The organism is Acinetobacter sp. CY81, assembly GCF_059515925.1.
On the sequence record NZ_JCAKNC010000003.1, the window covers coordinates 179,761 to 198,750 of the forward strand.

Here is an 18,990-nt window from a genome sequence, read left to right on the forward strand (position 1 = left end):
GAAAGGGGCTATTTCAACCTAACTTTCAAAATGAGGCTGTGGTAATTGCATACACAGTTCTAGCATGGCTCGACGGTAAACATCACGTTTGAAGTTCACCACTTGACCAAGCGGATACCAATAACTGACCCACTGCCATTGATCAAACTCTGGCGGGTCGTTGAGATTCAACTGAATGTGATTCGTTGAAGCTACTAATTTGAGTAAAAACCATTTTTGCTTTTGTCCGATACAGACAGGATCTGAGTCAGACCTGATGTATCGAAGCGGCAAACGATAATGCAGCCAACCTTCGGTTTGCGCTATGATTTGGACATGCTCTGGTAATAACCCGACTTCTTCTCTGAGTTCTCTGAAAAGTGCCTGCTCAGGAGTCTCTCCAAAATGGATGCCTCCTTGTGGAAATTGCCATGCATTGTGACCAATGCGCTTTGCCCATAAAACTTGACCAATATCATTTGCCAAAATGATCCCGACATTGGGTCGGAAACCTTCTGAGTCGATCATTTGGCTACCTAAAAATTTATTAAATTCGTTGACTTTGGATTCGGGGGCATCCACTCTCTATGCCCAACTCGAAAAGTTCAAAGTAATAATGTTTTAAAATTGCTATGATCTTAACGAATTTCTATCGGTTAGCGGTGATAGATTTACATTTTTTTTCTTAAATTTCAGTTTGAACGAGTATTTTCATGAAATTGGCGTTGTTTGATTTAGATCACACCTTATTAAATACCGACTCTGACCACTCTTGGGGCGAGTTTTTAGTCAATGAAGGCTTGGTTGATCCAGTTCGACACCGCGCTATGAATGACAAATTTTATGATGATTATAAAGCTGGACAGCTCGATCCTATCGCTTATAACGAATTTGTATTTGAATTTTTAACACAACACGACAATGAATATTTAACTGAGTTACATCAGTTATTTATGAAAAAAGTCATTCGTCCTCAAATGCGACCTGAAGGTTTTAAAGCGATTCAACATCATAAAGAGGCGGGACATCAATTGGTGGGTATTACTGCTACTTGTGATTTTATTACGGCACCGATTTTCCGTGAATTTGGGATTACTGAAATTATTGCGACCAATGCCGAAGTCGTAGATGGAAAATACACAGGTAAAGTGATCAATACACCGTGTTATCAACAAGGTAAATTGGTGCGTTTGGATCAATGGCTTGAAGGGCGTGATGTGACTGAGTCATGGGCATATTCAGATTCAATCAATGATCGCTTTTTATTGGAATATGCTGATCATGCGATTGCTGTGAATCCAGATGATCGTTTAGAGGCTTTAGCGAAAGATCAGGGTTGGGATATTCAAGATTGGTCGATTTAAAAATGTTCGAGTTTGAGTGTTTTTAGATGACTGAAAAGATGGTATGTTGTCTTTAATTAACAATAAATCATCAATAGAGAGAATGTATAAATGACTCAAGCTCGTCCAAGAATGACTAACTTATTTGAGCAACTTGGTTTGGACTCAAGTGAAGAGTCCATTGAACAATTTATTGCATCACACCAGCTAGATGCGAATACTTTAATTGCTGATGCGAGCTATTGGTCTGAAGGTCAACGTCAGTTTTTGATTGAAAAAATAAAGTCTGATGGTGAATGGGCTTTGGTGGTTGATCAGCTGAATGAGTCACTGCATGAAGATTCTGTAAAAAAATAAGAGATTCAAGAATATTATCTTTATCCATTTGGATTAATACATGGGTAAGGATAAATTATATTCAATAATAAATTTAATAAGTTGTAAGCATTTTTAATGCTTAGTAATTAAACTGGCTCTTTTATGTCAAATCCTAAAACTCTAAATACATCCTCAAGATCAAATGATTACGACCGTGAAATGACAAAATTCATTGGAGAAAAATACCAAAAGTATTACAAAGAAAATTTCGAAAAGATCACTCTTAAGAAGCCAATAGGTGGTTTTAACTGGGCCGCATTTTTCCTTACTTTTGCTTGGCTTTTTTACAGGAAAATGTATCTAATCGGATTGAGCTTTCTTGCTTTAATTATTTTGATAGGTCTTATATCTGAATATTGGGGATTTCAAACCACCTCAACAGGACTGATCATTTCTGTAATATTGGGAATGTATGGTAATGGAATGTATAAACAGTTTTCGGAGAAGAAAATTGCAGATATCAAAAAAGTAAATCCAACTGGTTCCAATGTATTACGAGAATTACAAAAAGAAGGTGGTACTAATATTTGGGCGGGCACTATTACATTATTGATTATTGTCAGTTTAACCGCTTATGCATTTATGGGAAATTAATCTTAACGGTCATCAAAAAAGCCATCGAATTCGATGGCTTTTTATTGACTTTATTTCATTAAATTCACAAGTGCTTTCGCAGTTCTAGACTGTTTACGTACAGGGTGAAGTTCCATTTTAAATGCTTTTTTATTTTACTCTTGGAGACTACTTTACTTTCAATCTAGGCATAATTTAGAAAATAAATAAGTAGATAAATACATTGATAAATCTATGAAAATAAATTGATCATTTTTAATTCGATATGCTAAGGTGAATTTGACTTGCTTCAATGCCTTTGCATTTTAAAAGAACCACTTAAGAAGGCAGTCAAGATTCAAGTTCTATAAAAAATCGTTATGGATAACGGAAAATAAAGAACAAGGAGAAACTATGGGTACATTAGCAATCATCATCTCATTGGCATTACTGATGTTCTTTGCCTATCGGGGCATTTCAGTACTGATTTTGGCACCCATCATGGCGGCCGTTGCCATTTTACTTTCTGGTGACATGGCATACATGATGCCGCAGTACACTGAAACGTTTATGTCGGCTTTGGGCGGCTATATTTTAAAATTCTTTCCTATTTTTTTATTGGGTGCCTTATTTGGGCAGCTCATGGTTGATTCAGGTGCTGCATCCAGCATTTCAAATTCGATCATGAATAAATTAGGGCATCAACGTGCCATTTTGACCGTGGTATTGGCATGTGGTGTGTTGACTTACGGTGGTGTGTCGTTATTTGTAGTGGCTTTTGCGATTTACCCCATTGCCAAGTCCATGTTCCAAGCGGCGAACATTCCAAAGCGCTTAATTCCAGGCGCTATCGCTCTAGGCTCATTTACCTTCACTATGACTGCTCTACCAGGTTCGCCTTCCATTCAAAATGCAATACCGATTCCTTTTTTTGGCACCAATGTGTTTGCTGCTCCTGGTATTGGCATCATTTCGGGTTTAATCATGTTTGGTTTAGGCAGTATATGGTTGCAAAGCCGTGCCAATAAAGCCCGTAGTAATGGCGAAGGATACGGTGTTGATACCGAAGAAGGTGAAAAGTTAGAAGATGGCGTGACATCTAAAGGTGAAATGCCAGTATTTTTGGCGTTTTTACCCTTATTGTTGGTCATTGGTGTAAATGCGTTATTCACCTATATTATTTTTCCAGGCATGGACTTTAGTTCGTTAAAAGAACTGTATCCAAAATTAGATCCGAGTAAACAAACAGGCTTGTGGGCATTGGTGATTGCTTTGGTGGTTGCATGTTTAAGCTTAATTTTGTTACGCCTAGGCAAATGGAATAACCTCAAAGAAACCGTCAACAAAGGTGCTTTGGGTTCAATGTTACCCATTTTCAATACTGCCTCTGAAGTAGGTTATGGCGCAGTCATTGCATCATTAGCAGGCTTCGTGATTATTCGTGACATGGTGTTAAATGTATCAAGCAATCCATTAATTTCAGAAGCCATCGCCATGAATATTTTGGCAGGGATCACAGGTTCTTCTTCTGGCGGTATGTCAATCGCATTATCGACTTTGGGTGCTGATTACTTAGCTATGGCGAATGCGGCAGGCATCAGCCCTGAGTTACTGCACCGTATTGCAGCTTTGGCAGCTGGCTGTTTGGATACCTTACCTCACTCAGGTGCGGTGATTACCTTATTGTCCATTTGTGGCATGACGCATAAACAATCATATGGTCACGTGGCAATGTGTACCGTATTGATTCCAATGGTATCGGTTACTGTAGCCATTACTTTAGGTACTTTGTTCGGCTCATTCTAATAATAGGGTGCTTTAAACATCCTTCCATCCTTTTAAAGAACTAAATGTGAAAAAGGACTAAACATGAAATTGGCTCATATTGATGACTTCCATGTCGGTTTATCACACACTTTAACTCGTACGATAGATGCTGAAAAAGTTGCTCAATTTATGGAATTATGTGGTGATGAAAATCCTATCCATCATGATGAAACATATGCTGCACAAACCCAATTTAAACGACCGATAGCGCATGGATTTTTAACCGCTAGTTTTTTCTCTCCGATCTTTGGCTTGCATTTGCCTGGCCCAGGTGCAATTTACGTCAATCATAATTTGCGTTTTTTAAAACCAGTTTTCGTGGGGGACACAGTTGATATTATTGCCACAGTCAGCAATGTAGATCATGGATGTAAACGGGTTTACTTTGACACCATTTGTAATATCAATGGCGAACGGGTGATTGAGGGTGAAGCAGAATTATATGTGCCTACCCCCACAGAAGCAGGACAAGCGGCATTGGATGCAGCGACTACACATGTTTAGCTGTATTCAATCATTTCACATGTAGATTTAAAAATCATAGAAATAAAAAAATGCCATCTTAATGACGGCATTTTTTATTTCCAAACGTAATGCTTTAAAACTTAATGAGTCATTAAATCCACAAGTGCTTTCGCAGCTTTAGATTGTGTACGTGCAGGGTGCCAGACCATACCGAGTTGGCGTTTCATTTCTAAATCTAAATCCAGCGTGACTAAATCTTTACTTACCATCGTTTGTGGCAGTACAGACCATCCTAGACCGATTGAAGCCAACATACGGATAGATTCTAAAGGATTGTTACTCATGGTGATTTTAGGTTTTAGTCCTTTCTTTTCAAATTCAGCAAGCGTGATTTGAGACGTGTAGGTATGAGAAGCAGGTAATAAGCTTGGATACTGAATCAAATCTTCAAGACTTAAATTCGCTTTGGCTGCAAGTGGATGAAATGCTGCTGCTACAAATACCAAAGGATCATTCCACAATGGAACATAACTGAGACGATCATCTAGAGTTGGAGGTAAGGTTAAAAAAGCCAATTCCAAATCACCCGCGAGCACTTTTTCATGCGCTTGTTCTGAATCAACAAAGTGAACATCTAGCGTCACGTCAGGGTATTGCTGAACATACGCTTTTAAATGTTCAGGAAGATGGTGTAGTCCAATATGGTGACTGGTGCCGACTTTTAATTTACCTTTAATCTGAGTTTGATCATGACTTAAGGTATGGTGAATATCACCTAACTCATTCAACCAATTTTTGACTTTAGGTAATAGAGAATGCGCAGCATGCGTCGCTTGAACACCACGTCCTGCAGATTCAAATAACTTCACACCAAAGTAATCTTCAAGACTATGAATACGTTTGGTAACAGCGGGTTGGGTAATAAACAATTGATCTGCTGCCATAGAAATTGAACCTGTTTCCATGACTTTCACAAATGCTTCAAAGGCAGCGAGATTCATTATAGATACCTATAAAAAATTTTTATGTATAATTGTATTGTTATGTTATTTAGAGAATAAATCAAAGAGAAAGTTGTATCTATTGATTTAAAACTGGACGTTCAATAGTGTGAATGAAAACTTGCATGTATTTGATTGAATCATTTTATTTCTTGAATCATCAATTCTTGCATAGCCTAGAGTTTATTTTGAAATGAAATCCCTAATTCAATATTAATGATCAGCGTTATATCAGTTGAAAAAAGAGAATAAAAAACCACCCGAGAAGGGTGGTTTCAGAGGAACATCGACATTTATGGTTTAAACGGTTGCTTCTTCATTCTGCTTTGAATTTTTACGTTCCCATACTTTTTCGTGGAAAAAGAAAGCCACTGCTTGAACGGTCGGTTCTAATAAGCTGAATGCAACAGCCATAGCCCAACTCCCTGTAACTAAATAACCAACAGCCATCGCAACAACTAAATGCATAATGTAATAACTTAAAGTCTTTTTAAACATACGTTGATTGTTGTTAACAAACTTTTGAACGTGAATCATGTGATGTTCCTCAAATAAAATGTCTTTGTGATTTAAATAATAATGATTCTCATTATTAATGTAAAGTCGAATATTTTGAATACAATAATCGGATTTTTAGATTAAATTTTATTCGAAGTTTTTAGTGTTGAACTGAGATGATTTGCATTCCAAAAAGTTTATAAACTAATAAAAATGATAAATTAGATTTATGTTAATTCGTGGTTATAATCAATTTAATGACAGAATTTACCCAGTCCAGTGGAGCACATCGACATGGCAGGCGAAAACCAAAAAGCAAAAACAGAAACTGCAAAAACATTGTATGACAAATTATGGGATGATCATTTGGTTACCCAACGTGATGATGGTTCAGCATTACTTTATATAGACCGTCATTTATTACACGAAGTAACATCTCCACAAGCATTTGAAGGCTTACAACTCGCAGGTCGTAAACCTTGGCGCTTAAGTGCAAACGTAGCAACGCCTGATCATAACGTACCGACTTCAACTAAAGAACGCTCGGAAGGGATTGCAGGGATTGAAGATGATACTTCACGTATCCAAGTCCAGACTTTAGATGACAACTGTAAAACGTTTAATGTCGTACAATTTGATATTAACGATGTACGCCAAGGGATCGCACATGTCGTTGGACCTGAGCAAGGTTTAACATTGCCGGGTATGACTGTTGTGTGTGGTGATTCACATACGGCAACGCATGGTGCATTCGGTTGTTTGGCACATGGTATTGGTACGTCAGAAGTTGAACATGTATTGGCAACCCAATGCTTAGTTCAAAAGAAAATGAAAAACATGTTGGTACGTGTTGACGGTAAGTTAGGTCAAGGCGTGACATCTAAAGACGTTGTATTGGCAATTATCGGCAAGATCGGTACAGCGGGCGGTACAGGTCATGCGATTGAATTCGGTGGTCAAGTGTTCCGTGATATGTCAATTGAAGGTCGTATGACGGTCTGCAACATGGCAATCGAAGGTGGTGCGCGTGTGGGTATGGTCGCTGTTGATGATAAAACCATTGCATACGTAAAAGATCGTCCATATGCACCTAAAGGTGAACAGTGGGATGCAGCAGTAGAATATTGGAATACTTTGCATTCTGATGAAGGCGCGCATTTTGATACCGTTGTTGTATTGCAAGGTGAAGAGATAGAGCCACAAGTGTCTTGGGGTACATCGCCTGAAATGGTAATTCCAGTATCTCAAGCCGTTCCTACTTTAGATCAAGCGAAAGATGAGGTTCAGCGCAATGACTGGACACGTGCTTATAGCTACATGGGCTTAAATGGCGGTCAAGCTTTGGCTGATATTCAGTTAGATCGTGTATTTATCGGTTCTTGTACCAACTCTCGTATTGAAGATATTCGTGCAGCGGCTGAAGTTGCCAAAGGCAAAAAAGTTGCAGGTACAATTAAGCAAGCTATGGTTGTTCCGGGTTCTGGTTTAGTGAAAGCACAAGCTGAAGCTGAAGGTTTAGACAAAATTTTAGTTGAAGCAGGTTTTGAATGGCGTGAGCCAGGTTGTTCGATGTGTTTGGCGATGAATGCTGACAAATTACAACCGGGCGAGCACTGTGCATCAACCTCAAATCGTAACTTCGAAGGTCGTCAAGGTAATGGTGGTCGTACGCATTTAGTAAGTCCAGCGATGGCTGCTGCTGCTGCAATTGCAGGTCACTTTGTTGATGTACGTACATTTTAAGTTCGGCTAATAGGAGCAAACAACATGAAGAAATATACCGTTGAACAAGGTATCGTTGCACCATTAGACCGTGCCAATGTCGATACAGATTTAATCATTCCAAAACAGTTTTTGAAATCAATCAAACGTACTGGTTTTGGTGAAAACTTATTTGATGAATTGCGTTATTTGGATGAAGGTTATTTAGGTTTAGATAACTCAAAACGTCCTAAAAATCCTGATTTTGCTTTGAACCAACCACGTTATCAAGGTGCATCTATCTTGATTTCACGTGCCAACTTCGGTTGTGGTTCTAGCCGTGAACATGCGCCGTGGGCATTGGAAGAGTATGGTTTCCGTACCGTGATCGCGCCAAGTTATGCAGATATTTTCTTTAATAACAGCTTTAAAAACGGCATGTTGCCTGTGATTTTGTCTGAAGAGATTGTCGATCAGTTGTTTAAAGAATGTTTTGCAACTGAAGGTTATCAGTTGACCATTGATTTAGAAGCGCAAGAAGTACGTACACCATCGGGTGAAAGCTTTAAATTTGAAGTCGATCCATTCCGTAAGCATTGCTTATTGAATGGTTTAGATGACATTGGTTTAACTTTACAAGCAGGCGATGATATTCGTGCTTATGAAGAAAAAACCAAGCAATCACGTCCGTGGGTATTTCAAGAGATTCGTGGCTAATACTTTATGCCCTAGTCGTAGGGCTTAACTCTTGCTAATATCATTCGAAAATAATTTCAATATTTTCAAGAATGAGCGAGGTTGGGCCCACGTCATGGCGAAAGTTTTTAAATACTTAGCTGTAGTTGGACTTACTGCGTCAACTTTAGTCGGTTGTCAAAGTATTGATACAGCACGCATTAAACACGTGAAAGAAACAGAACAAACCAAGTTAAATGCATTAATTTATTGTTCTGGTACAGCAGATTGTGAGTTTGAGCGTTTGGATCAGATCCCTGTGATTGATTCAAAAACTCAGCGATTAGATAGGAAGGCAGTGAAAGAAGGGATTGTGCGTTTACAGGCAGATTCTTTAAATAATTCAAATGCTTTATATCTTTCAGTACCTGCTGGACAACATGAAGTTGTTGTTCGTTTCTATCCGATTTCAAAAGATAAAGCGGAAACACTTCATATTATTCACCGATTTAATGCGGAAACCAAATACACGCTACATATGTTCCGTGAGCGAAGCAAACATAGAGGAAGCTTGCTCAACGTTTCAGCACCAGATCCACTCTGTGTTGATTTGAAGCAAGAAAAGCGAACCATACGTCGTTTCTGCAAACCGTATAATGTACTCAATGGTTTGGGTGAGTTTGTAGAAAAGAAAAATTTTAAATCCCGTTAGTCTTTGAACTAACACTAAAAATGGAATAACTCATGTCTAAACATATTTTGATTTTAGCTGGTGATGGTATTGGTCCAGAGATTGTAAAAGCTGCTGAGCAGGTTCTTACAAGTGTGAATGATAAATTCAATTTAGGTTTAACATGGGAACAAGGTCTTTTAGGTGGTGCAGCGATTGATGCACATGGTTCACCTTACCCTGAAGTAACTTCTGCTCAAGCACAAAAAGCAGATGCACTTTTATTGGGTGCTGTGGGTGGTCCAAAATGGGATACGATTGAGCGCTCAATTCGTCCAGAACGCGGATTATTGAAATTACGTAGTGAACTTAACCTTTTCGCAAACTTGCGTCCTGCGATTCTTTATCCACAATTGGCAGATGCTTCAAGTTTGAAACCTGAAATCGTTGCAGGTTTAGATATTTTAATCGTACGCGAATTAACAGGTGGTATTTACTTCGGTCAACCACGTGGTATTCGTGAACTTGAAAATGGTGAAAAGCAAGGCTTTAACACTGACGTATATTCAGAGTCTGAAATTAATCGTATTGCCAAAGTTGCATTTGAGATGGCCCAACTTCGCGGTGGCAAAGTATGTTCTGTTGATAAAGCGAATGTACTTGAAGTGACTGAACTTTGGAAGCAAACAGTTACCGCATTAAAAGAAGCAGAATATCCAGAGATCAATTTGTCACATATGTATGTCGATAATGCTGCAATGCAGTTGGTACGTGCGCCTAAGCAATTTGATGTGATTGTTACGTCGAACTTGTTCGGTGATATCTTGTCAGATGAAGCTGCAATGTTGACGGGTTCAATCGGTATGTTGCCATCTGCATCTTTAGATGAAAATGGTAAAGGGATGTATGAGCCTTGTCATGGTTCAGCACCAGATATCGCAGGTCAAAACATTGCAAACCCATTAGCGACTATTTTATCTGTTGCAATGATGCTTCGTTATACCTTCCGTGAAGAAGCTGCTGCGAAAGCGATTGAAGATGCAGTGGGTAATGTGTTAGATCAAGGTTTACGTACTGCAGATATCATGTCTGAAGGTATGAATAAAGTCGGTACAATTGAAATGGGTCAAGCAGTGGTTGCTGCATTGAGCTAATTCAATAGCTATTTAAAAATTTAAAAACGCAGCTTGGGCTGCGTTTTTTTTATGGTGATTCTTTTAGCTTACTCACACCGTATTTCAACAAGCTTTACCTTTCATTGAAACAGATTGCACTTTATGATTTTTCAAGACAAAGATGATATTACACGGTTGTTTGGTTTTGTAATTATTGTCAACTGAAGCAATCTTTACAGGGATCATCACTCCACGGCTATCCATGACTATATTTCCAGCAGGAATGGGAAGACTCAGTAGACGATCAAAACTGAAAATTGCACGATCAGATGTAATGATTGGATTTGGATTAAGTTGAATATTGAAAGTATCAAGATTGAATTTTTGTTCCAGTTGATCAGTCCCTTGACCTATATATTGATTGAGATACGGAGTAATAGCCTGTTTATTTTGCTGATGAATCGTTTGACAAGCACTGAGTGTAAGCCCGATGCAAGTAATGAGAGCGAATCGACTGTAACTGTACCAAAAAGATTTTGAGGGTATTGTGCGGTATAGCTTCATTTGAAATACCTTTTTAATCGTTTTTAGTGGCAGGCCTTTCAGCTTTTTAAGCGTGATTCAGTCATGATAGATACAAAATTTATGATTCTTCATTCTATTATTTAGTCATAATACATAAAGTTATCGCATACGCATATAAAAATGAATAATAAGTAGTGAGTAAAAAATATGAAAAAAATACGTTTTTTGGTGGTTGCTGTATTTGGGACTATGCTTTGGTCAAGTGTCACGCATGCCGACAATTGTGATCAGGCACGTAATACTTATGATGATATTTACTGTACCAATAAAGTCTATGCAAGTGCAGATGCTGAATTGAATAAGAATTATCAACTCTTACGTACGAAGCTCAACAGTAATCAAAAAGCCATTCTGAAGACGTCACAACTGAGCTGGATTCGTGATCGTGATAATGAATGCACGACGTCAACAGGAGTAGATGTCGGTTGTCGTTTAAGAACAACACAAGAGCGTAATCATTGGTTGCGTGAACGCGTGAGGGAATGTACAACGATTGGATGTAAAACATCAGCATTACGTTGAGAAAATTTAGATACAAAAAAAGCCACTTAAAGTGGCTTTTCGCTTACTAACACTTAGCGTGCACGGTAAGTAATGCGACCCTTAGACAAATCGTAAGGAGTCATTTCTACTTTAACACTGTCGCCAGTCAAAATACGAATATAGTGTTTACGCATTTTACCAGAAATGTGTGCAATTACTTCGTGACCGTTTTCTAAACGTACACGGAACATAGTATTAGGAAGCGTTTCGGTGACAACGCCTTCGAACTCGATAAGTTCCTCTTTATTGGCCATAGCCTACCTGATAGATCAAATTGGAAAGGCGCAAATTATAGGCAAAAAAATGGAAAAATACAAGGTTAAACGCGGTTTGGTGAATGTATCTGTAGTCAAAATAGACGAACAAACAAATAAAATAATTAAACAAAAATATGCTTAACTATGTTGTCAGTTTGGTCAATCGACTGTAATCTAAATTAAAAGTTTTAAGTAAATATTAATAACATACAAGGAAGGGCACTGCGTGAGTCAGCTAACTGATGCTTCGGTTGTTTTGCGATTAGGCTATCAAGCGATTCGTCGTGCTGGATTGCCGACCGAAGAAATATTAACAAAAGCCGGTGTTGCCTTGAATCAAATTGATCAAAATGCACGTACACCTTTGGGCGCACAGTATGCGTTTTGGGTTGCCGCAGAAGAAGTCAGTAAAGATCCAGACATTGGTTTACACCTTGGCGAACACTTGCCACTCTATCGTGGGCAGGTGATTGAACATCTATTTATTTCATCTGAAAATTTTGGCGAAGGGCTTAAGCGTGCTTTGGCTTATCAACGTCTGATCTCTGATGCATTGCATGCCAAGTTGGTTGTTGAAGATGATCGATGCTATTTGACCAATGGCGTTCAGCCTTGGGCAGACAGCTTGGTCAATCGACATTTTTCAGAATGTGCACTGTCAGGAATTTTAAGATTCTTTAAATTTATTACAGAAGGGCGTTTTGAGCCGATTTATATCGACTTTAATTTCCAAGAGGGTGCGCCTGATGATGAGTATCTACGCGTTTACGAATGTCCAGTGAGTTTAGGTCAAAAAGAAACACGTTTATATTTTGATCCTGCGATTCTGGACTATCCACTTTGGCAAGCTGAACCTGAGTTGTTGCAACTTCATGAGCAGTTAGCAATTGAAAAGCTGCAAGAATTAGCGCGTTATGATTTAGTTGGTGAAGTTCGCCGTGCGATTGGATCGACTTTAGAAAGTGGTGAAACGACTTTAGAAACGGTGGCTGCTCAATTGAGCATTACCCCACGTCGTTTGCGTACTCAGTTGTCAGAAGCGAACACTAGCTTTCAGCAGATTCTTTCAGATTATCGTTGTCGTTTGGCGAAAAAATTATTGGCAAATACCAATGAAAGCGTTGAGCGCATTGTGTATTTAACAGGATTCTCAGAGCCGAGTACGTTCTATCGTGCATTTAAACGCTGGACCAATGAGACCCCAGTTGAATATCGAAAACGTAAACAGCGTTAGAACAAATTAAAAATCCCTCTCAATGAGGGATTTTTTATGTCTAATTTTCAGAACTAATTTACAGAGCTTATTCAAAAAGCTTATTCGGGCATATTGAGCCAATGTGGACCCAAAGGTCGCTTAGGTAGCTCAAATCGCTCAGGATAGTCAGCATGGATAAAATACAGTCCATCTGGTGGTGCAGTCACACCTGCTGCTTTTCGATCTTCAGCGGCGAATATAGCGTCAATATGGTCGATTTCGTACATCTCTTGCCCGATTTCAAGTAAACATCCCATGATGTTGCGCACCATGTGGTGTAAAAAACCATCTGCTTGAATATCTAAAACTAAATACGCTCCGTGTTGAATCAGTTTGCAATGCGACACCGTTCTAACGGGCTGGTTAGACTGACATGCGGCTGCACGGAAACTTTCGAAGTTATGAGTACCCTCAAACTTTGAAGCTGCTTGAATCATTTTTTCAATGTTGAGAGGCGCGTAGAAGTGAGTCACTTGCTTATGCAATAAAGCAGGGCGTACTTGGTGGTTATATACCACATAGCGATAGCGTCTCGCTTGTGCTTTATGGCGTGCATGAAATTCAGGATCCATTGGTCGAACCCATTGAATCGAAATATCTTTGGGCAATAGACTATTTGAGCCGAGTAACCAGCCATCAATTGGACGGATTGCCGCAGTATCAAAATGTGCCACCATATTAGTTGCATGCACCCCTGCATCAGTACGACCCGCACCTTGTAGTTGAATCGGTTGATTGGCAACTTTTGATAGCGCATGTTCAATGGTTTCTTGAAGACAAATCACGCCCGCTTGTTGAGTTTGCCAGCCACGATAATTCATACCGTTAAACTCAATACCGACTGCCAAACGCTGCATAACGACCTCTATCTTCAATGTTGATACCAATGGTCATGCCATTGATGCGCGGAGGGGTATTGTAAATACATTTTTAAAATTTTGGCATAAAGATCAGCATGACTTTGTGTATTGTTGATCAGAATATTGGCTTGCTTTACCCATTGGCTTACCGCATAGCGTTGATCTAGACCACCAAAGGGTACTTGGGTATCTAAAATGACAGCACAATTATGATTTTGAAGCTCGAACAGTTTTTGAATAATTTCATCATTTACTGCAATGTTACCTGTGCCATATCCTTGTAAAATCAGAATATGAGGTGCTTGATCAATGAGTAAATTTAAGTTTTTTGAGAATTGTTCAAGTTCAATCGGCTGCATTGTCCAATTGATTAAATTGAGTTTTTGAATTTTCTGGATATGTTGATTTTCAATTAAAAAAGGATCTTGTTCAAATTGCAAGGAATGTTGCTGATAATCTATACCTGAAAAAGCATCAAGTTCAGTGGTATGGATTTTCTGCACTGAGTTTGCATGCATAATCTTATGGTGAAAAGCGACATATACGCCAGGATTGACGTGAACGATTCCCTCAATTGCTGTATTAAGGTTTTCTAATGCATCGGTAAATGTCCGTAGATCATTACCCTCAACATTCAGTAAAGGGTATTGACTTGCAGTGAATATCACATGGGTGCTGTGCTGTAAAAATTGGCTTAACGTCGCAGCAGCATAGCTTAAGGTGTCTGTGCCATGAATGATGATGAAATGCTGATATTCTTGAGTTTGTAGATCCTGAATCTGTTGGGTCAGCTGTAACCAGTCAGATGCTGTACAGGCACTACTGTCTTTTATCGTATGTGCGGTGAAAAAATCAATGTGGACATGCTGTGGCAGAATTCGTTTTAACTGTGGTCTAAAATCAATTTCTGGCATTGGGCTCAAAGGCTCGCCTACGCAGCCAAAAGTCCCGCCCATATAAATGAGTGCAATTTTTTTCATAAAGTAATGCCCATAAAAAAGCAGCCATGAATGACTGCTTATGTTAAGCGCAATTTGCTTAAGAAGCTATTTGCTTGAGTAACTGTTGCGAACGGTCACGCTGTTCAGCAGAGAAAGTATTTTCATCCGCACTCAGTAGTTTTTTAGCGGCATCATAAGCACCTAGTTCAATATAACGACTAGCAAGATCTAAATTAAGTTGGATTTCATTCACCTTTAACAATTCAGGGAATGATTGAGCCAATGGATCATTTAAGTCTGCTAAGGTACTCGTATCGACTTCTGGTTCAACAAACGCTGGTGCAATTTCAATTTTTTGAGTTTCAAAAGCAAGTGACGTTGGGTCAGCTGAAATTGGAGTATCTAAGCTAAAGTGAAAATCAGTCGCCGGGCTGATTGGCAGTTCATTATCTAATTTAAACTCAGCAGCAGGTTGTGTGCTTGTTTCTTTAGAAGTCGCAGGTGTGCTAAAAACAAAGTCTTCTACAGGTGTTGCAGGTTCTTCTTTGATTTTATTTTCAACAGGTGCTGAAAAGTCAAATTCGAGAGGAGCAACATCTACTTTTGAGGTATCTTCTAGCGGTTTTTCTACTGTATTTGGAGCGGAATCTACACTGTTGCTAACAGTGTCAGAATTCAATTCAAATTCAACAGTTTGAGGTGCTTCAACAGGTTTTTTAGGCTCAAAAGAATATTCAATCGGTTCTAGATCTTTTTTCTCAGCCTGAGTTGTATTGAAATCAGGTTGTAGACTGTCAAAAGATGCTTTTACAGCATTGCTATCACGTACTGGTGTGCTGATCAGTTCATCAAATGCCGCATCTGATTTCAAACTTTGAGTTTGTACAGGAGTGCTCATTGGTGATGGTGTTGGAAGGACAGCTTCTGAAACCGTCGGCGCATTTGCTTGAGCACGTTGTTGTTTAGCTTCAGCTTGATCCGCAATATCATGTAGGCCTAGAGAGCGTAAATAGTTGATTAATTGCTTAATTGCAAAATCATCTTTTTGCGCAACATGAATTTCAAGCAAGTATAAATAAAGTTCGTGTTGTGAATTATCTTGATTCAATGCTTGGTTGATTTTTGCCTCAGCAGCAAAATAATTTTCAGCTTTGATTAGATTTTCAATACTTGTGCGAACTTCAGTATCTAGTGTTGTCGGAGCTGCTTCTGTTGCTACAGGGGTAGTAGCAACTTTGGTTGGAGTGGTTGAAGCACGGCTGGTTCGGGTCGTAGCAGTTTTACTGACCTTTTTGTTTGCCGTCTTCTTGCCATTATCAGATGATGACTCATTGTTCGCACTTTCACGTTTTTTTAAAACGACTGCAACAATAAGCAATAACAAACAAGGAATTAGTATATACAACATATTTTTACCCCTTCATTGAAACCAATGAAAATTATTCCTTTAAATTAAATTTAGTGAGCTGGCTTATTTGCTTGATTCTTTTTTTGCAATTGTTGCTGTAATTGAGCAAGTCTCGCATTTAATAGTTGAATTCTCTGATCTTTCTGCTGAATAGCCAAGCTGAGTTGAGAGACATTCTGCTGTAATTTAACTGTTTTTTGTCGAGCTGTCATAACTTTTGAAGATAATTCTGGAGTTGTCTGATTTTTAGACGTTTTTTCTTTAGCAGCGCCTTGAGCTGAATCTTGTTTAGTTCCAGTGACAAGCTTCATTTCTGCTTGGCTCAATTTATACTTCTCTTTACCCGACTGAGGTTGACCAGCGGTTGTATTCATTGGGCGAGCTTTAGCAGCTTTAGGTGCAGGCATGCTGTTTGCAGCTGCTAAATTTAATGCTACCCCACGACGAATACGATTGATATTGCCACCAATGAAAGCATGTTCATTATTGGCCTTAATTTGTTGCATTACTTCAGGAATGCTTTGATTGGTTTGGGTTGCAACACGCGAAGCAATTTTCCATAAAGATTCATTGTTTTGAACCACATGTGCTTTTTCTAAAGCAGGACCATGCATTGGTTTAGGTTCCGGACGAACTTTAGCAGATGTTTTCGCTGTCTCAGGTACTGGAGCTTTAACTTCCACTTTTGATGGAGAGTCTACCGGCTTAGATAGGTTCTGCTGTGCAGATAACGCTTGTTTGGGTACTGAAATCGCAGGAGTAGGTTGCGTTGAAGCAGGTCTTAATGTTTCCGAGATAGTCAGCGTCGAAGGGAGTGATTGAACCATCGCGATCGACGGTTGTTCATATGATTGTGCAACTGCACTATTTACAGGATCAGGTGTTTGATGATTAGCGGGTTGAACAGTATTGACTGGCGCAGGCATGACCTGCGTTGACGTTTGGTTATTTAAAGGCGGTGCAGGTGAAACATTGATCGCAAGCGGAACACTCATCGTATTCGCTGAAGAGTAAGAGACTTGTGGTGCTGATTTTGGAGTTGAATCAGTGGCTACTCTTGCTTGAGAGGTATTTGGTGTCACATTGTATTGCGTACTCATGGGTAAATTGAGCGCAATATCTTTATCACTGACAACGGTCTGTGGAATCAATGACGTTTCTTTATTGGTCATTTGTGGTTTTTGCGCAGCAACTGCTGGACGATTCAATCTGGTTTTAATTTGTTGAATATGCGTTGCACTGCCTTCCTTAATCTTGACCAGAATATTGAGTTCAGATTCCACCATTGGTCGAGAGGACGTAATAACAATGACCCCAGAACCATCGCTGGATTTACGTGTAAAAAAATTAAGATGACCAGGTGGTTGATGACCGATTCCAAGACGAATGAGGTCATTAGATTCAGCTAGACTTGCTTCTATACGAGCATTTGGGTCAGCATTATGAAATTTCATTTCTGCATAAAGTAAATTACCCGCTCCTGATTGGACTTCAATCGGATCAAGGGTTAAAGCATAAGCAGTAGGAGTTGTTATAATAGCTAGAATGGCAATTTTTAGTTTGTTATATACAGGCATCTCGATCCATTGTTCTGACAAGATTTCAGGGCAATATGTTATACAATACCTAGTTGTAATAAGAATGTAAAATCTTAACATTAGGGTTACAAAAAAAAGCCAATCAAATGTGATCGGCTTTTCAGTTTTTAGAAGCTGACTTCTAAAAATTAAGCATTTTTATATTCAATCAAAATACGTAACATACGACGTAAAGGCTCAGCAGCACCCCATAGCAATTGATCACCTACAGTGAAAGCGCCAAGATACTCTTTACCCATGTTCATTTTACGTAAACGACCGACAGGTACAGTTAATGTACCAGTAACCGCTACAGGTGTAAGATCCGTCATAGATGCTTCACGTGTGTTCGGAACAACTTTCGCCCATTGGCTAGACTGACGAATCATGTCTTCGATTTCATTCAAAGGAACATCTTTCTTCAGTTTCAATGTAATCGCTTGTGAGTGGCAACGCATTGCGCCGATACGCACACAGTGACCATCAATTGGCACGATTTGTTGGTTGGCTAAGATCTTGTTGGTTTCAACTTGACCTTTCCACTCTTCTTTCGATTGACCGCTTTCGAGCTGTTTGTCGATGTACGGAATGAGAGAACCCGCTAAAGGCACACCAAAGTTTGAAGATGGGAAACCTTCGCCACGTTGAAGCGCTGCGATTTTAGAATCAATATCTAAAATTGGAGATTTCGGATCATCAAGTAAATCTTTAGTATTGTTATATAAATAACCCATACCTGTGATCAATTCACGCATGTTTTGCGCGCCAGCACCAGAAGCTGCTTGATAAGTCATTGAAGTTGCCCATTCCACCAAATTGTTTTGGAATAGAGAACCTAAGCCCATCAGCATCAATGATACTGTACAGTTACCGCCGACGAAAGTTTTAGTACCTTTCACTAAGCCGTCTTTGATCACGTTCATGTTGACTGGATCAAGTACGATAATTGCTTCATCATCCATACGTAATGTCGATGCAGCATCAATCCAGTAACCATTCCAACCTTCAGCTTTCAGTTTAGGGAAAACTTCAGAAGTATAGTCGCCACCTTGACAGGTAATAATGACATCCATTTGCTTCAGACTGCTAATGTCTGATGCATCCATAAGTGCAGGAGCAGTCTTACCGCCAAACGCAGGCGCTTCGCCACCTGCATTACTGGTAGAGAAATAGAATGGCTCAAAGTGAGCGAAATCATTTTCTTCAACCATACGTTGCATAAGGACGGAACCAACCATCCCGCGCCAACCGACCAGACCTACTTTCATGTCACTTTGCCTCGGTGCGTTAAAAAATCAAAAGGGGGTTCGAGTGTACCAAAAGAGCAATTTACTGCAATAGCTACATAATCAAAACATCA

General features: G+C 39.3%; 21 protein-coding genes. 11 read left to right on the forward strand and 10 right to left on the reverse strand.

What is annotated here, in order from left to right; all coding sequences use genetic code 11:
* Window positions 1-18 precede the first annotated feature (18 nt).
* Complete coding sequence (locus AC5YDM_RS05305) at window positions 19-507, reverse strand: RNA pyrophosphohydrolase (protein WP_496151072.1); 489 nt, start codon at window positions 505-507, stop codon at window positions 19-21.
* A 185-nt stretch (window positions 508-692) separates the two neighbouring features.
* On the opposite strand from AC5YDM_RS05305, the gene AC5YDM_RS05310 reads away from it, so the two are divergent.
* The 5 genes from AC5YDM_RS05310 to AC5YDM_RS05330 all read left to right on the forward strand — a co-directional run bounded on the left by AC5YDM_RS05310 (window position 693) and on the right by AC5YDM_RS05330 (window position 4,583).
* A complete protein-coding gene (locus AC5YDM_RS05310) occupies window positions 693-1,343 on the forward strand; it encodes an HAD family hydrolase (RefSeq protein WP_496151073.1) in 651 nt (216 codons plus the stop codon).
* A 90-nt stretch (window positions 1,344-1,433) separates the two neighbouring features.
* On the forward strand, window positions 1,434-1,679 hold the full coding sequence (locus tag AC5YDM_RS05315; RefSeq protein WP_496151074.1) for a DUF2789 domain-containing protein: 246 nt from the start codon (window positions 1,434-1,436) through the stop codon (window positions 1,677-1,679).
* Window positions 1,680-1,802: 123 nt separating this feature from the next.
* On the forward strand, window positions 1,803-2,294 hold the full coding sequence (locus AC5YDM_RS05320; RefSeq protein ID WP_496151075.1) for a DUF2628 domain-containing protein: 492 nt from the start codon (window positions 1,803-1,805) through the stop codon (window positions 2,292-2,294).
* Between the two features lie 372 nt (window positions 2,295-2,666).
* Entirely contained in the window at window positions 2,667-4,058 is a 1,392-nt protein-coding gene (locus AC5YDM_RS05325) for a GntP family permease (RefSeq protein ID WP_496151076.1), read from the forward strand.
* A gap of 63 nt (window positions 4,059-4,121) precedes the next feature.
* The gene (locus AC5YDM_RS05330; protein ID WP_496151077.1) at window positions 4,122-4,583 is read left to right on the forward strand and encodes a MaoC family dehydratase; all 462 of its coding nucleotides are present in this window, start codon (window positions 4,122-4,124) and stop codon (window positions 4,581-4,583) included.
* A 101-nt stretch (window positions 4,584-4,684) separates the two neighbouring features.
* On the opposite strand, the gene AC5YDM_RS05335 is transcribed toward AC5YDM_RS05330, so the two are convergent.
* Both AC5YDM_RS05335 and AC5YDM_RS05340 read right to left on the reverse strand, forming a co-directional pair.
* Window positions 4,685-5,545: a LysR family transcriptional regulator gene (locus tag AC5YDM_RS05335; protein ID WP_496151078.1), complete on the reverse strand. Its 861-nt coding sequence runs from the start codon at window positions 5,543-5,545 to the stop codon at window positions 4,685-4,687.
* 300 nt (window positions 5,546-5,845) lie between these two features.
* Window positions 5,846-6,082, reverse strand: a complete 237-nt coding sequence (locus AC5YDM_RS05340) for a DUF2061 domain-containing protein (RefSeq protein WP_496151079.1) — start codon at window positions 6,080-6,082, stop codon at window positions 5,846-5,848.
* Window positions 6,083-6,337: 255 nt separating this feature from the next.
* Between AC5YDM_RS05340 and leuC the strand changes: the two genes are divergently transcribed.
* The 4 genes from leuC (at window position 6,338) to leuB (ending at window position 10,243) form a co-directional block, all read left to right on the forward strand.
* Window positions 6,338-7,786, forward strand: coding sequence for a 3-isopropylmalate dehydratase large subunit (leuC, locus tag AC5YDM_RS05345; protein ID WP_496151080.1), 1,449 nt, complete (start codon window positions 6,338-6,340; stop codon window positions 7,784-7,786).
* A gap of 24 nt (window positions 7,787-7,810) precedes the next feature.
* Window positions 7,811-8,461, forward strand: a complete 651-nt coding sequence (gene leuD, locus AC5YDM_RS05350) for a 3-isopropylmalate dehydratase small subunit (RefSeq protein WP_496151081.1) — start codon at window positions 7,811-7,813, stop codon at window positions 8,459-8,461.
* 94 nt (window positions 8,462-8,555) lie between these two features.
* Entirely contained in the window at window positions 8,556-9,131 is a 576-nt protein-coding gene (locus AC5YDM_RS05355; protein ID WP_496151082.1) for a hypothetical protein, read from the forward strand.
* A 32-nt stretch (window positions 9,132-9,163) separates the two neighbouring features.
* Window positions 9,164-10,243 carry a 3-isopropylmalate dehydrogenase gene (leuB, locus tag AC5YDM_RS05360; protein WP_496151083.1) on the forward strand — a complete coding sequence of 360 codons (1,080 nt, stop codon included), beginning with the start codon at window positions 9,164-9,166 and terminating at the stop codon, window positions 10,241-10,243.
* 84 nt (window positions 10,244-10,327) lie between these two features.
* On the opposite strand, the gene AC5YDM_RS05365 is transcribed toward leuB, so the two are convergent.
* Window positions 10,328-10,768, reverse strand: coding sequence for a hypothetical protein (locus tag AC5YDM_RS05365; RefSeq protein ID WP_496151084.1), 441 nt, complete (start codon window positions 10,766-10,768; stop codon window positions 10,328-10,330).
* A gap of 210 nt (window positions 10,769-10,978) precedes the next feature.
* Between AC5YDM_RS05365 and AC5YDM_RS05370 the strand changes: the two genes are divergently transcribed.
* The gene (locus AC5YDM_RS05370) at window positions 10,979-11,311 is read left to right on the forward strand and encodes a lysozyme inhibitor LprI family protein (protein ID WP_496151247.1); all 333 of its coding nucleotides are present in this window, start codon (window positions 10,979-10,981) and stop codon (window positions 11,309-11,311) included.
* A 53-nt stretch (window positions 11,312-11,364) separates the two neighbouring features.
* Here AC5YDM_RS05370 and infA read toward each other — a convergent pair whose 3' ends face one another.
* Complete coding sequence (infA, locus tag AC5YDM_RS05375) at window positions 11,365-11,586, reverse strand: translation initiation factor IF-1 (RefSeq protein WP_004692529.1); 222 nt, start codon at window positions 11,584-11,586, stop codon at window positions 11,365-11,367.
* A gap of 229 nt (window positions 11,587-11,815) precedes the next feature.
* Here infA and AC5YDM_RS05380 point away from each other — a divergent pair, with 229 nt between their 5' ends.
* Window positions 11,816-12,823 carry an AraC family transcriptional regulator gene (locus AC5YDM_RS05380; RefSeq protein ID WP_496151085.1) on the forward strand — a complete coding sequence of 336 codons (1,008 nt, stop codon included), beginning with the start codon at window positions 11,816-11,818 and terminating at the stop codon, window positions 12,821-12,823.
* Between the two features lie 80 nt (window positions 12,824-12,903).
* Here the strand turns inward: AC5YDM_RS05380 and truA are convergent, their stop codons facing one another.
* From truA to asd, 5 genes are all read right to left on the reverse strand, one after another.
* Window positions 12,904-13,701, reverse strand: a complete 798-nt coding sequence (gene truA / locus AC5YDM_RS05385) for a tRNA pseudouridine(38-40) synthase TruA (protein ID WP_496151086.1) — start codon at window positions 13,699-13,701, stop codon at window positions 12,904-12,906.
* A gap of 14 nt (window positions 13,702-13,715) precedes the next feature.
* A complete protein-coding gene (locus AC5YDM_RS05390; protein ID WP_496151087.1) occupies window positions 13,716-14,684 on the reverse strand; it encodes an asparaginase in 969 nt (322 codons plus the stop codon).
* A 58-nt stretch (window positions 14,685-14,742) separates the two neighbouring features.
* Window positions 14,743-16,053 (reverse strand): T4P machinery localization factor FimV, encoded by a 1,311-nt coding sequence (fimV, locus tag AC5YDM_RS05395; RefSeq protein ID WP_496151088.1) that lies wholly within the window; start codon window positions 16,051-16,053, stop codon window positions 14,743-14,745.
* A gap of 50 nt (window positions 16,054-16,103) precedes the next feature.
* Window positions 16,104-17,630, reverse strand: a complete 1,527-nt coding sequence (locus tag AC5YDM_RS05400) for a FimV/HubP family polar landmark protein (RefSeq protein WP_496151089.1) — start codon at window positions 17,628-17,630, stop codon at window positions 16,104-16,106.
* A 149-nt stretch (window positions 17,631-17,779) separates the two neighbouring features.
* Window positions 17,780-18,898 carry an aspartate-semialdehyde dehydrogenase gene (asd, locus tag AC5YDM_RS05405; protein ID WP_496151090.1) on the reverse strand — a complete coding sequence of 373 codons (1,119 nt, stop codon included), beginning with the start codon at window positions 18,896-18,898 and terminating at the stop codon, window positions 17,780-17,782.
* Window positions 18,899-18,990 lie beyond the last annotated feature (92 nt).

Bases quoted from the DNA above. Each gene is read 5' to 3' on its own strand.
- AC5YDM_RS05305 (WP_496151072.1), bottom strand. From the start codon at position 507: ATGATCGACTCAGAAGGTTTCCGACCCAATGTCGGGATCATTTTGGCA.
- AC5YDM_RS05310 (WP_496151073.1), top strand. From the start codon at position 693: ATGAAATTGGCGTTGTTTGATTTAGATCACACCTTATTAAATACCGAC.
- AC5YDM_RS05315 (WP_496151074.1), top strand. From the start codon at position 1,434: ATGACTCAAGCTCGTCCAAGAATGACTAACTTATTTGAGCAACTTGGT.
- AC5YDM_RS05320 (WP_496151075.1), top strand. From the start codon at position 1,803: ATGTCAAATCCTAAAACTCTAAATACATCCTCAAGATCAAATGATTAC.
- AC5YDM_RS05325 (WP_496151076.1), top strand. From the start codon at position 2,667: ATGGGTACATTAGCAATCATCATCTCATTGGCATTACTGATGTTCTTT.
- AC5YDM_RS05330 (WP_496151077.1), top strand. From the start codon at position 4,122: ATGAAATTGGCTCATATTGATGACTTCCATGTCGGTTTATCACACACT.
- AC5YDM_RS05335 (WP_496151078.1), bottom strand. From the start codon at position 5,545: ATGAATCTCGCTGCCTTTGAAGCATTTGTGAAAGTCATGGAAACAGGT.
- AC5YDM_RS05340 (WP_496151079.1), bottom strand. From the start codon at position 6,082: ATGATTCACGTTCAAAAGTTTGTTAACAACAATCAACGTATGTTTAAA.
- leuC (WP_496151080.1), top strand. From the start codon at position 6,338: ATGGCAGGCGAAAACCAAAAAGCAAAAACAGAAACTGCAAAAACATTG.
- leuD (WP_496151081.1), top strand. From the start codon at position 7,811: ATGAAGAAATATACCGTTGAACAAGGTATCGTTGCACCATTAGACCGT.
- AC5YDM_RS05355 (WP_496151082.1), top strand. From the start codon at position 8,556: ATGGCGAAAGTTTTTAAATACTTAGCTGTAGTTGGACTTACTGCGTCA.
- leuB (WP_496151083.1), top strand. From the start codon at position 9,164: ATGTCTAAACATATTTTGATTTTAGCTGGTGATGGTATTGGTCCAGAG.
- AC5YDM_RS05365 (WP_496151084.1), bottom strand. From the start codon at position 10,768: ATGAAGCTATACCGCACAATACCCTCAAAATCTTTTTGGTACAGTTAC.
- AC5YDM_RS05370 (WP_496151247.1), top strand. From the start codon at position 10,979: ATGCTTTGGTCAAGTGTCACGCATGCCGACAATTGTGATCAGGCACGT.
- infA (WP_004692529.1), bottom strand. From the start codon at position 11,586: ATGGCCAATAAAGAGGAACTTATCGAGTTCGAAGGCGTTGTCACCGAA.
- truA (WP_496151086.1), bottom strand. From the start codon at position 13,701: ATGCAGCGTTTGGCAGTCGGTATTGAGTTTAACGGTATGAATTATCGT.
- AC5YDM_RS05390 (WP_496151087.1), bottom strand. From the start codon at position 14,684: ATGAAAAAAATTGCACTCATTTATATGGGCGGGACTTTTGGCTGCGTA.
- fimV (WP_496151088.1), bottom strand. From the start codon at position 16,053: ATGTTGTATATACTAATTCCTTGTTTGTTATTGCTTATTGTTGCAGTC.
- AC5YDM_RS05400 (WP_496151089.1), bottom strand. From the start codon at position 17,630: ATGCCTGTATATAACAAACTAAAAATTGCCATTCTAGCTATTATAACA.
- asd (WP_496151090.1), bottom strand. From the start codon at position 18,898: ATGAAAGTAGGTCTGGTCGGTTGGCGCGGGATGGTTGGTTCCGTCCTT.